Annotated in this window: 15 protein-coding genes, 1 tRNA gene and 1 other RNA gene; 12 read left to right on the top strand and 5 right to left on the bottom strand. The window is 41.9% G+C overall.

What is annotated here, in order from left to right; translation table 11 throughout:
* Positions 1-127 precede the first annotated feature (127 nt).
* From UKS_RS06655 to trxB, 4 genes are all read left to right on the top strand, one after another.
* Positions 128-928, top strand: a complete 801-nt coding sequence (locus tag UKS_RS06655) for an amino acid ABC transporter permease (RefSeq protein WP_049497724.1) — start codon at positions 128-130, stop codon at positions 926-928.
* Positions 928-1,671: an amino acid ABC transporter ATP-binding protein gene (locus tag UKS_RS06650; RefSeq protein ID WP_049497723.1), complete on the top strand. Its 744-nt coding sequence runs from the start codon at positions 928-930 to the stop codon at positions 1,669-1,671. The genes UKS_RS06655 and UKS_RS06650 overlap by 1 nt, the downstream gene beginning before the upstream one ends.
* Before the next feature lie 77 nt (positions 1,672-1,748).
* Entirely contained in the window at positions 1,749-1,973 is a 225-nt protein-coding gene (locus UKS_RS06645) for a DUF4059 family protein (protein WP_049497722.1), read from the top strand.
* A 65-nt stretch (positions 1,974-2,038) separates the two neighbouring features.
* The gene (trxB, locus tag UKS_RS06640) at positions 2,039-2,950 is read left to right on the top strand and encodes a thioredoxin-disulfide reductase (protein ID WP_049497721.1); all 912 of its coding nucleotides are present in this window, start codon (positions 2,039-2,041) and stop codon (positions 2,948-2,950) included.
* A gap of 233 nt (positions 2,951-3,183) precedes the next feature.
* On the opposite strand, the gene rlmB is transcribed toward trxB, so the two are convergent.
* Positions 3,184-3,912: a 23S rRNA (guanosine(2251)-2'-O)-methyltransferase RlmB gene (gene rlmB / locus UKS_RS06635; protein WP_156012277.1), complete on the bottom strand. Its 729-nt coding sequence runs from the start codon at positions 3,910-3,912 to the stop codon at positions 3,184-3,186.
* Between the two features lie 44 nt (positions 3,913-3,956).
* Positions 3,957-4,568: a peptide deformylase gene (def, locus tag UKS_RS06630; protein WP_049497718.1), complete on the bottom strand. Its 612-nt coding sequence runs from the start codon at positions 4,566-4,568 to the stop codon at positions 3,957-3,959.
* A gap of 174 nt (positions 4,569-4,742) precedes the next feature.
* On the opposite strand from def, the gene UKS_RS06625 reads away from it, so the two are divergent.
* The 4 genes from UKS_RS06625 to ssrA all read left to right on the top strand — a co-directional run bounded on the left by UKS_RS06625 (position 4,743) and on the right by ssrA (position 7,957).
* Positions 4,743-6,062 (top strand): CapA family protein, encoded by a 1,320-nt coding sequence (locus tag UKS_RS06625; RefSeq protein ID WP_156012276.1) that lies wholly within the window; start codon positions 4,743-4,745, stop codon positions 6,060-6,062.
* 21 nt (positions 6,063-6,083) lie between these two features.
* Positions 6,084-6,911 carry an HAD family hydrolase gene (locus tag UKS_RS06620; protein WP_156012275.1) on the top strand — a complete coding sequence of 276 codons (828 nt, stop codon included), beginning with the start codon at positions 6,084-6,086 and terminating at the stop codon, positions 6,909-6,911.
* Between the two features lies 1 nt (position 6,912).
* Positions 6,913-7,548 carry an SGNH/GDSL hydrolase family protein gene (locus tag UKS_RS06615; RefSeq protein ID WP_156012274.1) on the top strand — a complete coding sequence of 212 codons (636 nt, stop codon included), beginning with the start codon at positions 6,913-6,915 and terminating at the stop codon, positions 7,546-7,548.
* Positions 7,549-7,609: 61 nt separating this feature from the next.
* Positions 7,610-7,957, top strand: a transfer-messenger RNA (tmRNA) gene (ssrA, locus tag UKS_RS06610).
* Positions 7,958-8,155: 198 nt separating this feature from the next.
* On the opposite strand, the gene UKS_RS06605 is transcribed toward ssrA, so the two are convergent.
* Positions 8,156-8,243, bottom strand: a tRNA-Ser gene (locus UKS_RS06605).
* A gap of 161 nt (positions 8,244-8,404) precedes the next feature.
* Between UKS_RS06605 and UKS_RS06600 the strand changes: the two genes are divergently transcribed.
* From UKS_RS06600 to UKS_RS06585, 4 genes are all read left to right on the top strand, one after another.
* The gene (locus tag UKS_RS06600) at positions 8,405-9,145 is read left to right on the top strand and encodes a DeoR/GlpR family DNA-binding transcription regulator (RefSeq protein ID WP_156012273.1); all 741 of its coding nucleotides are present in this window, start codon (positions 8,405-8,407) and stop codon (positions 9,143-9,145) included.
* Positions 9,142-10,053: a 1-phosphofructokinase gene (gene pfkB, locus UKS_RS06595; protein ID WP_156012272.1), complete on the top strand. Its 912-nt coding sequence runs from the start codon at positions 9,142-9,144 to the stop codon at positions 10,051-10,053. Before UKS_RS06600 ends, pfkB begins: the two co-directional genes overlap by 4 nt.
* The gene (locus UKS_RS06590; protein WP_156012271.1) at positions 10,050-12,002 is read left to right on the top strand and encodes a PTS fructose transporter subunit IIABC; all 1,953 of its coding nucleotides are present in this window, start codon (positions 10,050-10,052) and stop codon (positions 12,000-12,002) included. Before pfkB ends, UKS_RS06590 begins: the two co-directional genes overlap by 4 nt.
* Positions 12,003-12,087: 85 nt before the next feature.
* Positions 12,088-14,391: a DNA translocase FtsK gene (locus UKS_RS06585; RefSeq protein ID WP_156012270.1), complete on the top strand. Its 2,304-nt coding sequence runs from the start codon at positions 12,088-12,090 to the stop codon at positions 14,389-14,391.
* Positions 14,392-14,435: 44 nt separating this feature from the next.
* On the opposite strand, the gene UKS_RS09720 is transcribed toward UKS_RS06585, so the two are convergent.
* Both UKS_RS09720 and UKS_RS06580 read right to left on the bottom strand, forming a co-directional pair.
* Positions 14,436-14,621 (bottom strand): hypothetical protein, encoded by a 186-nt coding sequence (locus UKS_RS09720; RefSeq protein WP_173020423.1) that lies wholly within the window; start codon positions 14,619-14,621, stop codon positions 14,436-14,438.
* 104 nt (positions 14,622-14,725) lie between these two features.
* Positions 14,726-15,151 carry a DUF6556 family protein gene (locus UKS_RS06580; RefSeq protein ID WP_156012269.1) on the bottom strand — a complete coding sequence of 142 codons (426 nt, stop codon included), beginning with the start codon at positions 15,149-15,151 and terminating at the stop codon, positions 14,726-14,728.
* Positions 15,152-15,176: the final 25 nt, after the last annotated feature.

The following is a 15,176-nucleotide window of genomic DNA, read 5'->3' as shown; positions in this document are numbered from 1 at the left end:
TATAGCTTCCCTGTTTCAAAGTATGATAAACTAGTAGGTAGACAAAGTCTTTACCTAACCGTAGCAAATAATTTCATTGACGGCAGAAGTATGGTAGAATGAATCATTATCAGGAGAGGATGTTTTTATGAATGTTACAACGATTTTAGCATCAGATTGGTACCAAAACTTGATGCAATTGATTCCGGATGGCAAGCTTTTTAGCCTGCGTTCGGTCTTTGATGGAATTCCAAGAATTGTCGAAAAACTTCCAACAACGATTATGTTGACCATTGGTGGTGCCTTTTTTGGCTTGGTTTTAGCACTTCTTTTTGCCATTGTAAAAATCAATCGTGTCAAGATTTTATATCCCTTGCAGGCCTTCTTTGTTAGTTTCTTAAAAGGGACACCGATTTTGGTGCAACTCATGTTGACCTACTACGGAATTCCTTTGGCTTTAAAAGCCCTCAATCAGCAATGGGGTACTGGTCTCAATATTAATGCGATTCCAGCCGCTGCTTTTGCGATTGTCGCCTTTGCTTTTAATGAGGCAGCTTATGCTAGTGAAACCATTCGTGCAGCCATTCTCTCAGTCAATCCTGGTGAGATTGAAGCGGCACGCAGTCTGGGTATGACCCGAGCACAAGTTTATCGTCGAGTGATTATTCCAAATGCGGCAGTTGTGGCGATTCCAACCTTAATCAATTCCCTAATTGGCTTGACAAAAGGAACTTCTTTAGCCTTTAGTGCGGGTGTTGTGGAAGTCTTTGCCCAAGCTCAGATTTTAGGTGGTGCCGATTATCGTTACTTTGAACGCTTTATCTCCGTTGCTCTTGTTTATTGGGTAGTCAATATTGGAATTGAAAGCCTCGGTCGTTTCATCGAGAGAAAAATGGCTATTTCTGCCCCCGATACAGTGCAAACAGATGTGAAAGGAGACCTTCGTTAATGATTAAGATTTCAAATTTAAGCAAATCCTTTTCAGGACAGACTGTCTTGGATCATCTGAATTTGGATATTCAAAAAGGTGAAGTTGTAGCCTTGATTGGTTCTTCAGGAGCTGGAAAATCAACCTTCCTTCGCAGTCTCAATTATCTTGAAACACCTGACAGTGGCTCTATTCAGATTGATGATTTTTCAGTTGATTTTTCTAAAATCACTCAAGAAGAAATCCTTGCTCTACGCCGTAAGCTTTCTATGGTTTTTCAACAGTTTAATTTGTTTGAGCGCCGTACAGCACTTGATAATGTGAAAGAAGGCTTAGTTGTTGTCAAGAAATTATCTGACCAAGAAGCGACTAAGATTGCCAAGGAAGAGTTGGCTAAGGTTGGGCTTTCTGACCGTGAAAACCATTATCCTCGCCATTTATCGGGTGGACAAAAGCAACGGGTTGCCCTAGCGCGTGCGCTTGCTATGAAACCAGATGTCTTGCTTTTAGACGAACCAACTTCGGCCCTTGACCCTGAATTGGTCGGTGAAGTAGAGAAGTCTATTGCAGATGCTGCTAAGTCAGGTCAAACCATGATTTTGGTCAGTCATGACATATCCTTTGTAGCCCAAGTGGCTGATAAGATTCTTTTTTTAGATAAGGGAAAAATCATTGAGTCTGGAACACCGGATGAGATTATCAACCATCCTAAAGAAGAGCGGACAAAAGAATTCTTCGCTAGTTACAAACGGGCTTATATTTGATATAATAGATAAAGGAAAACTCAGTTAGCTGGACTAGCTGAGTTTACTCTTTAAAAAAGATAGAAATGAGAGAAATCATGCTACTGCAACTATTTTCTTTATATTTCGAGAGTTTGATATTGACCACCATCCTCGTCCTGATTTTTTTAGGGATTTGGATTGGATTGAGAGCTGTGTCGAGAGTTGATAAGACAGCAAAAGCTCGCCAAGCCCATCTCTATGATATGATTATGATTGGGGTCTTGGTTATTCCAGTATTATCCTTTGCGGTTATGAGTTTAATTCTTGTTTTCAAGGCATAATCCTTGCTTGATTGACAAGAAAGAGTTAGAATAAAGATAGTTACAACAAGAAAGAAGGAAACTATATGTACGATACTATTATTATCGGAGCTGGACCTGCAGGGATGACTGCAGCCTTGTATGCTGCTCGAAGCAATCTGAAAGTAGCCCTGATTGAAGGTGGTCTGCCAGGTGGTCAGATGAATAATACATCTGATATCGAAAATTACCCTGGATACGCTAATATTAGTGGGCCAGAATTGGCTGAAAAGATGTTTGAACCACTTGAAAATCTTGGTGTTGAGCACATTTATGGCTATGTTAAAAATGTAGAAGACCATGGTGATTTTAAAATAGTGATGACCGATGACCAAACATATGAAACACGTACAGTTATCGTAGCGACTGGCTCTAAACACCGTCCTTTGGGAGTACCTGGAGAAGAAGAACTAAATAGTCGTGGTGTTTCTTACTGTGCCGTGTGTGATGGTGCTTTCTTCCGTGACCAAGATTTGTTGGTAGTCGGTGGTGGAGATTCAGCTGTCGAAGAAGCCATCTTCTTGACTCGTTTTGCTAAGACTGTTACCATTGTTCACCGTCGTGACCAACTTCGTGCCCAAAAGGTTTTACAAGACCGCGCCTTTGCGAATGAGAAAATCAGCTTTATCTGGGATTCTGTAGTGAAGGAAATCAAGGGTGAAAACCGAGTAGAATCTGTCGTACTTGAAAATGTGAAAACAGGTCAAGTGATAGAACAAGCCTTCGGTGGTGTCTTTATCTATGTTGGCTTGGACCCTCTTAGTGACTTTGTTAAAGAATTGAATATCCAAGATCAGGCAGGCTGGATTGTGACAGATAATCACATGAAAACTGCAGTTGATGGTATCTTTGCGGTGGGAGATGTTCGCTTGAAAGACCTTCGCCAAGTAACAACAGCAGTTGGAGATGGAGCGATCGCTGGTCAAGAAGCCTACAAGTTTATCACTGAACATAGTTAATAAACTCCGAAAATCTCTTCAAACTACGTCAGCTTCGCTTTGTCGTATATATGTTACTAACTTCGTCAGTTCTATCTACAACCTCAAAGCAGTGCTTTGAGCTGACTTCGTCAGTTCTATCCACAACCTCTAAACAGTGCATTGAGCAGCCTACAGCTAGCTTCCTAGTTTGCTCTTTGATTTTCATTGGGTATAATCATAAAAAGTTTCCAATCAGATGACTGGAAACTTTTTTATAGTCTATTTCGAAAAACTTCGTACATGAGAATGGCTGCAGCAACACTGGCATTGAGGCTTTGAACATGTCCATTCATCGGAATGGTAATCATCTCATCAACCTGTTTTTTGATGTTGCTAGAGATGCCTTTTCCTTCATTTCCGATGATGAGGGCAATTTTTCCTTTTGTATTCCACTTGTGGCAAGGAGTCCCATTCATATCTGTTCCAAAGGTCCAGAATCCTTCATCCTTGAGTTTGTCCAGAGTTTGGCTCAGATTGGTCACTCGAGCAATCGGAACGTGTTCAATAGCACCTGTGGCCGTTTTAGCAACGACAGGAGTAACTCCGACAGCACGGTGCTTGGGAATGATGACACCTGAAACGTTGGTCGCATCGGCTGTTCTCAGGATGGAGCCAAGGTTATGAGGGTCGGTTAACCCGTCCAGAATTAATAGAAGTGGATTTTCTTCTTGGCGTGTTTTTGCCAGGATGTGCTCTAGCTCGCTATAGGCAAATTCAGACACTCGTAGAACAAAACCTTGGTGAACAGCACCTTCAGTCATCTCAGAGAGGGATTTTTTTGAAGTCCAAGAAATGGACACCTTCTTTTCTGTAGCCAATTCCTTGACTTTCTCAAGATTCTTACCTCGGAGATCTTCTTGGAGGTAGAGTTTGTTTCCTGTGTTGGCAAGGAGGGCTTCGGTAACAGCGTGGACGCCATAGACAATATCATTTGTTTTCATGCCTCTATTATAACACAAAACCCCGTCTTGCAACGGGATTTTCTTTATTCTAGAATTAGTAAACCATCTTTAACTGCAAATGGGTCTTTTTCATTGATACGATCGTAAAACATGATTCCGTTAATGTGGTCAATTTCATGCTGAACAACGATGGAGTTGTAGCCTTTGAGCTTGATACGGTGCTTTTCTCCATCTTTGTCAAAGTAGTCAACAGTAACGCGAGCATGGCGAACTACATAGCCAGGAACATTGCGGTCAACAGACAGGCAGCCTTCTCCTTCGCCAAGCGCAGCGTCTTGAACCGAGTGAGAGACGATTTTTGGATTGTACATAATAGCTTGCAAGTCGTAAGCTTCCTCTGGAGTTTCGCCTTCTTCAACAATATTAGGCACCAAAACAGCGATAATGCGTTTTGAGATATCCAATTGAGGAGCAGCAAGTCCAACACCACCTCGGAGTCCCATTTTTTCAGCCATGACAGGATCTTGGGAATGTTTGAGGAATTGCATCATCTTTTCACCTAGGATGATTTCCTGGTCAGATAGGGGGAAAGGGACTTCCTCGGCAACCGCGCGTAGAGTTGGGTTTCCCTCGCGGATAATATCGTTCATATCAATTAAGTGAGCAGCTTTTGTAATACGTTCTATTGCAGACATTTTCTCTCCTTTCATTACCTCTACATGATATCACAAAATGACAAGGATTGAAAGCATTACAGCCTTTAGGATTTATAGAAAATAGATAGGAAGTTCAATTCAATTGTGAAAGAAATCCTTATCTGTGTTATAATAAAAAGAAAAGGCTTGCATTAGAAAGTAGGGAGAATGAAGATGCAAAGAAGACAAGATAGACATAAACGTGGACCAGTTTTTCGCTTTATGAGGGGCTTTGTAAACTTTTTTAGGAGTTATCGCAAGTGGAGCAATAAGGGATTTGTGGCGATACTCTTGCTAGCAGTTGCTTTATCAATGGGCTTGGTCTTGTTGTTTGAAAGTTTCCAAGGAATCCCCTTAACCAGTCAAAAAAAGGATACCATTTCTCAAGAAGGGACTAAGCAAAAGTCTCAGGAGCAGGAAGAGGAAAAAACTGCCAGAATTATGGCCCACGGGGATTTGCTCTACCACGATGGACTTTTCTTTTCAGCTAAAAAAGAAGACGGCACCTATGACTTTCATGAGAATTTTGAGTATGTGACACCTTGGCTTAAGCAAGCAGATTTAGCTATTGGTGACTTTGAAGGAACCATTAATAAGGATCATTATTTAGCGGGTTATCCTCTCTTTAATGCTCCTGCTGAAGTCATGGACGCCATTAAGGATGCAGGTTATCATGTGCTAGATTTAGCTCATAATCATATTTTGGATTCGCAAATTGAGGGAGTTATTTCAACGGCCGATATTATTGAGAAAGCTGGAATCACTCCAATTGGAGTTTATACGCATGAACCACGTGATCAGGCTCCGCTGGTCATTAAGGAAGTGAATGGTATCAAGGTTGCTCTTTTGGCCTATTCCTATGGATTCAATGGAATTGAGCAGTATATTTCTCAAGAAGACTATAATCGTTATCTTTCGGATTTAAACGAAGATAAGATGAAGGCTGAAATTGAACGGGCGGAAAAGGAAGCGGATATCACCATTATCATGCCTCAGATGGGTGTTGAGTATCGCTTGGAACCAACTGAAGAACAAAAAGCTCTTTATCACAAGATGATTGATTGGGGGGCGGATATCATCTTTGGAGGGCATCCTCACGTTGTTGAACCATCTGAAACGGTTGAAAAAGATGGGGATAAGAAACTCATTATCTATTCAATGGGGAACTTCATTTCCAATCAACGGATTGAATCTATGGGAGATGAAGAAAATGCTAAGTGGACTGAACGTGGCGTGCTTATGGACGTGACCATTAAGAAGAAGGATGGAAAAACAACTATCGGAACAGCTAAGGCTCATCCTACTTGGGTCAATCGAACACCAAAGGGAACTTTTTCACCAGAAGGCTATCCTTTATATCATTATCAAACCTATATCTTGGAAGATTTTATAGGGGGTGGTAGTCATCGTGACCAGTTAGATGAAGCGACTAAGGAACGAATTGATACAGCTTATAAAGAAATGAACGAACATGTAGGATTGAAGTGGGATTAGCTTGAATTCAGAGGAAAGTAAATGACGATTAAGGTAATTGCGACAGATATGGATGGGACCTTGCTGGATGCTAGAGGCCAGCTTGATCTCCCACGCTTGGAAAAGATTTTAGATCAGTTGGATCAAAGGGGTATTCGTTTTGTCATCGCGACTGGAAATGAAATTCACCGCATGAGGCAACTACTGGAGCACTTGGTCGATCGGGTGGTTCTGGTGGTTGCTAATGGTGCTCGTATGTTTGAAAACAATGAACTGATTCAGGCTCAGACTTGGGATGAAGCCATTGTCGATAAGGCTTTGGCTCATTTCAAGAGTCGAGCGTGTCAGGACCAGTTTGTTGTAACGGGGATGAAGGGTGGTTTCGTCAAAGAAGGTACGATTTTTACAGACCTTGAAAATTTTATGACTCCAGAGATGATTGAAAAATTCTACCAACGGATGCAATTTGTGGACGAATTAACCTCTGACCTCTTTGGTGGTGTGCTCAAGATGAGTATGGTTGTTGGTGAGGAACGTTTGAGCTCGGTTTTGGAAGAAATCAATGACCTCTTTGATGGTCGTGTTCGGGCTGTATCAAGTGGCTATGGTTGCATTGATATCCTTCAAGCTGGGATTCATAAAGCATGGGGCTTGGAAGAATTACTCAAACGTTGGAACTTGACCCCCCAACAAATCATGGCTTTTGGTGACAGTGAAAATGATGTTGAAATGCTTGAAATGGCTGGAATTGCCTATGCGATGGAAAATGCTGATGATAAAGCCAAAGCTGTGGCGACTGCTCTGGCGCCAGCCAACAGCCAAGGAGGAGTTTATCAAGTCTTGGAAAACTGGTTAGAAAAAGGAGAATGAAGTGGCAGTACAGTTATTAGAAAATTGGTTACTAAAGGAACAAGAAAAAATCCAAACCAAGTATCGTCACTTAAATCAAGTTTCTGTTGTAGAGCCCGACATTCTTTTTATTGGGGATTCCATTGTCGAGTATTATCCTATACAGGAGCTATTTGGAACTTCGAAGACGATTGTCAATCGAGGCATTCGAGGTTATCAGACAGGGCTGTTAGTAGAAAATCTAGATGCGCATCTGTACGGTGGAGCAGTAGATAAAATTGTCCTTATGATTGGGACAAATGATATCGGAAAAGATGTGCCTTTGAATGAGGCTCTCAATAATCTCGAATCGATCATTCAATCCATTGCTCATGATTATCCATTGACAGAGATTAAATTGCTTTCGATTTTGCCAGTCAATGAGGGAGAGGAGTACAAGCAGACAGTCTATATCCGCACGAATGAAAAAATTCAGAAATGGAATCACGCCTATCAAGAGCTTGCTTCTGCCTATATGCAGGTAGAATTTGTACCAGTTTTTGATAGTTTGACAGACCAGGTAGGCCAACTCAAAAAAGATTATACAACTGATGGGTTGCACCTTAGTGTTACTGGTTATCAGGTTTTGACAAAAGACTTGAAAGACTATCTTGTGTAGTTAGTTGATTTCCTTTTTGCATTTTTGAGTTAGATAAGGTATAATGGTTTTATTGTCTTTTGGGGTCGTTACGGATTCGACAGGCATTATGAGGCATATTTTGCGACTCGTGTGGCGACGTAAACGCTCAGTTAAATATAACTGCAAAAAATAACACTTCTTACGCTCTAGCTGCCTAAAAACCAGCAGACGTGACCCGATTTGGATTGCTCGTGTTCAATGACAGGTCTTATTATTAGCGAGATACGATCAAGTCTTGTCTAGCGGCTTGATAAGAGATTAATAGACTCGCAGTTTCTAGGCTTGAGTTATGTGTCGAGGGGCTGTTAAACTAATACATAACCTATGGTTGTAGACAAATATGTTGGCAGGTGTTTGGACGTGGGTTCGACTCCCACCGGCTCCATTATTCCTTTGCATTCTTTTGCATTCCTTGGTAAAACGTTGTTAAATCAACGTTTTTTTATTTTTATCTTTAGTATTCCTTGGTATTCTTTTGCAAAAAAGGGAGTCACAAAAGGAGTCACAAACAGACCCTATTTTTAAAAAAGCGATAAAAAAGGATACAACATTTTTGTCGTATCCTAGAAATAATTTTTCTCTTCTACGGAAGACATGGGATTCGAACCCACGCACGCTGTTACACGCCTACCGCGTTTCCAACACGGCCTCTTAAGCCTCTTGAGTAATCTTCCAATACTTACTCAAATAGTCTACCATAAAGACTCTTATCTTGCAATAAAAATTCTAGAAATAAGGAAAATGATAGAATTTGAAAGAAAATGATAAAAAGCGATTGACTTTGAAAGAAAGTGTGATAGAATGAATAGTGTAAACGATAACAGGAGGTGATACAGTGTTAAAAACAGAGCGGAAGCAACTGATTTTAGAGGAGTTACATCAACATCATGTAGTATCTCTAGAAAAATTAGTTAGTTTGCTAGAGACCTCAGAATCAACGGTTCGAAGAGACTTGGATGAGTTGGAAGCGGAAAACAAGCTTCGTCGCGTGCATGGTGGAGCAGAATTGCCCCATTCCTTGCAGGAAGAAGAAACCATTCAAGAAAAATCTGTCAAAAACCTTCAAGAGAAGAAACTACTGGCTCAGAAAGCAGCCTCTCTTATTAGGGAACAAGATGTCATCTTTATCGATGCTGGAACAACAACTGCTTTTTTGATTCATGAATTGGTCAATAAGAATGTTACAGTCGTGACCAATTCGATTCACCATGCTGCTCAGTTGGTTGAAAAGCAGATTCCAACTGTCATGGTTGGAGGAAGTGTCAAGATGGCGACAGATGCTAGTATCGGGGGCGTTGCTCTTAACCAGATTAACCAATTACACTTTGACCGTGCCTTTATCGGGATGAATGGTGTGGACGATGGCTATTATACGACTCCTGATATGGAGGAGGGAGCTGTGAAGCGTGCTATTTTAGAAAATGCCAAACAGACCTATGTCTTGGTCGATTCGTCTAAAATTGGACAAACTTGCTTTGCCAAGGTAGCACCACTCAAACGTGCTATCGTTATCACAAGTCAAGGGCATGAGCTCTTGCAGGTTATTAAGGAGAAAACGGAGGTAATAGAAGTATGATTTATACAGTCACACTCAATCCATCCATTGACTATATCGTGCGCTTGGACCAAGTCCAAGTCGGTAGTGTCAATCGTATGGACAGTGATGATAAGTTTGCTGGTGGGAAAGGAATCAATGTCAGTCGTGTCTTGAAGCGCTTAGATATTCCAAATACAGCGACTGGATTTATCGGAGGCTTTACTGGTAAATTTATCACAGATACTCTGGGAGAGGAAGAAATCGAGACACGTTTTGTCCAAGTAGCAGAAGATACTCGCATCAATGTCAAGATTAAAGCAGACCAAGAAACAGAAATCAACGGAACGGGTCCAACTGTTGAACCAGCTCAGCTAGAAGAATTGAAAGCTATTTTATCTAGTCTGACTGCAGAAGATACAGTTGTCTTTGCAGGTTCAAGCGCTAAAAACTTAGGCAATGTCATCTATAAGGATTTGATTGCCTTGACGCGCCAAACTGGTGCGCAAGTAGTCTGTGACTTTGAAGGTCAGACCTTGATTGATAGTTTGGACTACCAGCCACTTTTGGTTAAACCAAATAATCACGAACTTGGAGCTATCTTTGGAGTTAAACTTGAAAGCTTAGATGAGATTGAAAAATATGCTCGTGAGTTGCTGGCTAAAGGTGCTCAAAATGTTATTATCTCTATGGCTGGTGATGGTGCCCTTCTTGTCACATCAGAGGGAGCTTACTTTGCTAAACCAATCAAGGGAACAGTCAAAAACTCAGTTGGGGCTGGTGACTCTATGGTTGCTGGATTTACTGGTGAGTTTGTTAAATCAAAAGACGCAGTAGAAGCCTTCAAATGGGGAGTGGCTTGCGGAACAGCAACGACATTCTCGGATGACTTGGCAACGGTTGAATTTATTAAAGATACATATGAAAAAGTTGAGGTAGAAAAACGATGAAAATTCAAGACCTATTGAGAAAAGATGTCATGTTGCTTGATTTGCAAGCAACTGAAAAAACAGCAGCTATCGAAGAAATGATTCATAGCTTGGTAGAGCACGGATATGTGTCAGATTTTGAAACCTTCAAAGAAGGAATTTTAGCGCGTGAAGCTTTGACTTCTACTGGTTTAGGTGATGGTATTGCAATGCCACACAGCAAAAACGCTGCTGTCAAAGAAGCGACTGTTCTTTTTGCTAAGTCAAACAAGGGTGTTGATTATGAGAGCTTGGATGGACAAGCAACTGACCTCTTCTTTATGATTGCAGCTCCAGAAGGTGCCAATGACACTCACTTGGCAGCCTTGGCAGAATTGTCTCAATACTTGATGAAAGACGGCTTTGCTGACAAACTTCGTCAAGCAACATCAGCTGACCAAGTTATTGAACTCTTTAACCAAGCTTCAGAAAAATATCAAGAACCAGTACAAGTTTCTGCGAATGAATCTGGTGACTTTATCGTTGCTGTAACTGCTTGTACGACAGGTATCGCCCACACTTACATGGCCCAAGAAGCCCTTCAAAAAGTAGCTGCTGAAATGGGTGTTGGTATCAAGGTCGAAACCAACGGTGCTAGCGGTGTTGGTAACCAACTAACTGCCGAAGACATTCGTAAGGCTAAAGCTGTTATCATTGCAGCAGACAAGGCTGTAGAAATGGATCGTTTCGATGGCAAACCATTGATCAATCGTCCAGTTGCTGACGGTATCCGTAAAACAGAAGAATTGATTAACTTGGCTCTTTCAGGAGATGCTGAAGTCTACCGTGCCGCTAATGGTGCAAAAGCTGCAACTGTCTCTAACGAAAAACAAAGTCTTGGTGGTGCCTTCTACAAACACTTGATGAGTGGTGTATCACAAATGTTGCCATTCGTTATCGGTGGTGGTATTATGATTGCCCTTGCTTTCTTGATTGACGGTGCTATGGGTGTGCCAAATGATAGCCTGGGAAATCTTGGTTCCTACCATGAACTCGCTTCTATGTTCATGAAAATCGGTGGCGCAGCCTTTGGTTTGATGCTTCCAGTTTTTGCAGGTTATGTTGCCTACTCAATCGCTGAAAAACCAGGTTTGGTAGCAGGTTTTGTAGCTGGGGCTATTGCCAAAGAAGGTTTTGCCTTTGGTAAAATCCCTTATGCCGCAGGTGGTGAAGCAACTTCAACTCTTGCAGGTGTCTCATCTGGTTTCCTAGGTGCCCTTGTTGGTGGATTTATCGCAGGTGCTTTGGTTCTCTTGATTAAGAAATATGTAAAAGTTCCACGCTCACTTGAAGGTGCTAAATCAATCCTTCTCTTGCCACTTCTTGGAACAATCTTGACTGGATTTGTTATGCTAGCTGTGAACATCCCAATGGCAGCAATCAACACTTCTATGAATGACTTCCTAGGCGGTCTTGGAGGAGGTTCAGCTGTCCTTCTTGGTATCGTCCTTGGTGGAATGATGGCTGTTGACATGGGTGGACCAGTTAACAAAGCTGCTTATGTCTTTGGTACAGGTACGCTTGCAGCAACTGTTTCTTCAGGTGGTTCTGTAGCCATGGCAGCAGTTATGGCTGGAGGAATGGTGCCACCACTTGCAATCTTTGTCGCAACTCTTCTTTTCAAAGATAAATTTACTAAAGAAGAGCGCAACTCTGGTTTGACAAACATTATCATGGGCTTGTCATTTATCACTGAGGGAGCGATTCCATTTGGTGCTGCTGACCCAGCTCGTGCGATCCCAAGCTTCATCCTTGGTTCAGCAGTAGCAGGTGGCCTCGTTGGTCTTACTGGTATCAAACTGATGGCGCCGCACGGAGGAATCTTCGTTATCGCCCTTACTTCAAATGCTCTCCTTTACCTCGTTTCTGTCTTGGTAGGAGCAATCGTAAGTGGTGTGGTCTATGGTTACCTACGTAAACCCCAAGCATAAAAAATAGAAAAATGAAAAGATTGTACCGTTTGGTGCAGTCTTTTTCTCTTTCCGAAATGCCTGTGAAATATGGTATAATAGAAGAATGGCAAACAAGAATACAAGTAAAACAAGACGAAGACCGTCTAAAGCAGAACTCGAAAGAAAAGAAGCGATTCAACGAATGTTGATTTCGCTAGGAATCGCGATTTTATTGATTTTCGCAGCTTTCAAATTAGGGGCTGCAGGTATAACCCTTTACAATTTAATTCGTTTGTTGGTGGGGAGCCTAGCCTATCTGGCAATATTTGCCCTCTTGGTCTATCTTTTCTTTTTTAAGTGGATCCGAAAACAGGAAGGCCTCTTATCAGGTTTTTTCACCATATTTGCTGGCTTGCTCCTGATTTTTGAAGCCTACTTGGTTTGGAAATATGGTTTGGACAAGTCCGTTCTAAAAGGAACCATGGCTCAGGTTGTGACGGATTTGACTGGTTTTCGAACGACCAGTTTTGCTGGAGGGGGCTTGATTGGGGTCGCTCTTTATATGCCAATCGCCTTTCTCTTTTCCAATATCGGTACTTACTTTATTGGTTCTATCTTGATTTTAGTGGGTGCTCTCCTAGTCAGTCCTTGGTCTGTTTACGATATTGCTGAATTCTTCAGTAGAGGCTTTGCCAAATGGCGAGAAGGGCATGAGCGTCGAAAAGAGGAACGCTTTGTCAAACAAGAAGAAAAAGCTCGTCAAAAGGCTGAGCAAGAGGCTAGATTAGAAAAAGAAGAGGCTGAAAAAGCCTTACTCGATTTGCCTCCTGTCGATATGGAAACGGGTGAAATTCTGACTGATGATGTTGTTCTTGACGTTCCTCCCGTTCCAGAAGAAGAGTGGGTGGAACCAGAAATCATCCTGCCTCAAGCTGAACTTGAATTCCCTGAGCAGGAAGATAGCTTTGATGACGAAGATGTTCAGGTCGATTTTTCAGCCAAGGAAGCCCTTGAATATAAACTTCCAAGTTTACAACTCTTTGCCCCAGATAAGCCAAAAGATCAGTCTAAAGAGAAGAAAATCGTTCGAGAAAATATCAAAATTCTAGAAGAAACCTTTGCTAGCTTTGGTATCAAGGTAACGGTTGAACGGGCCGAAATTGGGCCATCAGTGACCAAGTATGAAGTCAAACCAGCAGTAGGTGTAAGGGTCAACCGCATTTCCAATCTAGCAGATGACCTCGCTCTAGCCTTGGCTGCTAAGGATGTCCGGATTGAAGCACCAATCCCTGGGAAATCCCTGGTCGGTATCGAAGTACCCAACTCTGAGATTGCGACAGTTTCTTTCCGCGAACTATGGGAACAATCTCAAACGAAAGCAGAAAATCTCTTGGAAATTCCTTTAGGAAAGGCGGTTAATGGCACCGCAAGAACATTTGACCTTTCCAAAATGCCCCACTTGCTAGTTGCAGGTTCAACGGGTTCAGGGAAGTCGGTAGCTGTTAACGGCATTATCGCTAGCATCCTCATGAAGGCAAGACCTGACCAAGTTAAATTTATGATGGTCGATCCCAAGATGGTTGAGTTATCTGTTTACAATGATATTCCTCACCTCTTGATTCCAGTTGTAACCAATCCACGTAAGGCCAGCAAGGCCCTACAAAAGGTTGTGGATGAAATGGAAAATCGTTATGAACTCTTTGCCAAGGTGGGAGTTCGGAATATTGCAGGTTTTAATGCCAAGGTAGAAGAGTTTAATGCCCAGTCTGAGTACAAGCAGGTTCAGTTACCGCTCATTGTCGTGATTGTGGATGAGTTGGCTGACCTCATGATGGTGGCCAGCAAAGAAGTAGAAGATGCCATCATCCGTCTAGGGCAGAAGGCGCGTGCTGCAGGTATCCACATGATTCTTGCAACTCAGCGTCCATCCGTTGATGTCATTTCTGGTCTGATCAAGGCCAATGTTCCTTCTCGTGTCGCTTTCGCGGTTTCATCAGGGACAGACTCCCGTACGATTTTGGATGAAAATGGAGCAGAAAAACTACTTGGTCGAGGAGACATGCTCTTTAAACCGATTGATGAAAATCATCCAGTTCGTCTCCAAGGCTCCTTTATCTCGGATGATGATGTCGAGCGCATTGTAAACTTCATCAAGGCTCAGGCAGATGCAGACTACGATGAGAGTTTTGATCCAGGTGAGGTTGCTGAAAATGACGGAGAATTTTCAAATGGTGAATCTGGTGGTGATCCGCTTTTTGAGGAAGCCAAGGCCCTAGTCATTGAAACCCAGAAAGCCAGCGCATCCATGATTCAGCGTCGTTTATCAGTTGGCTTTAACCGTGCGACCCGTCTCATGGAAGAGCTTGAGATGGCAGGTGTCATTGGTCCAGCTGAAGGTACTAAGCCAAGAAAAGTATTGCAACAATAAAAAAATAGCTTCTTTCCAAGTTTGGAAGGAGGCTATTTTACTGGTTATTGATTACTTTTATACTCTTCGAAAATCTCTTCAAACCAAGTCAGCTTCATCTTGCCGTGGGTAAGGTTACTGACTTCGTCAGTTCTATCCACAACCTCAAAACAGTGTTTTGAGCTGACTTCGTCAGTTCCATCCACAACTTCAAAACGGTGTTTTGAGCTGACTTCGTCAGTTCTATCCACAACCTCAAAACGGTGTTTTGAGCTGACTTCATCAGTTCTATCTACAACCTCAAAGCTTTACTTTGAGCAGCCCAAGGCTAGCTTCCTAGTTTGCTCTTTGATTTTCATTGAGTATTATTTTCCGAAGTTGGACTATTGGACTGTTTTTCATTTTCAGTAGTAGATTTACTTGGAGTAGGAGTAGTAGATTCCTGAGTTGATGCTTTCTGCTCTTCTTTTGTCTCTTCCTTGACGCTAGATTTTGGTGTTTCCTCTTGCTGTGTTTTTTCTTGGGTAGTATTGTTTTCCTTATTGGGACTAGTATTATCCTGAGGGGATTCCTTTTGAATTTCTTTGACAATGGTTGTCGTTTGACTCGTAGCCGGTTCTTTTTTGTTGTTTTTGTTATTATCCATGGCGTTCATGATGGTAATACTAGCGGTTATTAGGCCAAGGATACTACCGATGGTAGCAATCGTTTTTTGAAAGACAGTAAATCCCTTTTTGATGTGTTCTGTTTTTGGTTTTGAAGTTCTACGATAATTAGACATACATTCTCTCCTTTAATTAAAATTT

The sequence above is a fragment of the Streptococcus sp. 116-D4 genome (assembly GCF_009731465.1).
GTDB classification, from domain to species: Bacteria; Bacillota; Bacilli; order Lactobacillales; family Streptococcaceae; genus Streptococcus; species Streptococcus pseudopneumoniae_E.
Note: the sequence above shows the minus strand (reverse complement) of the source record. Positions and strands in the feature narration are given on the sequence as shown.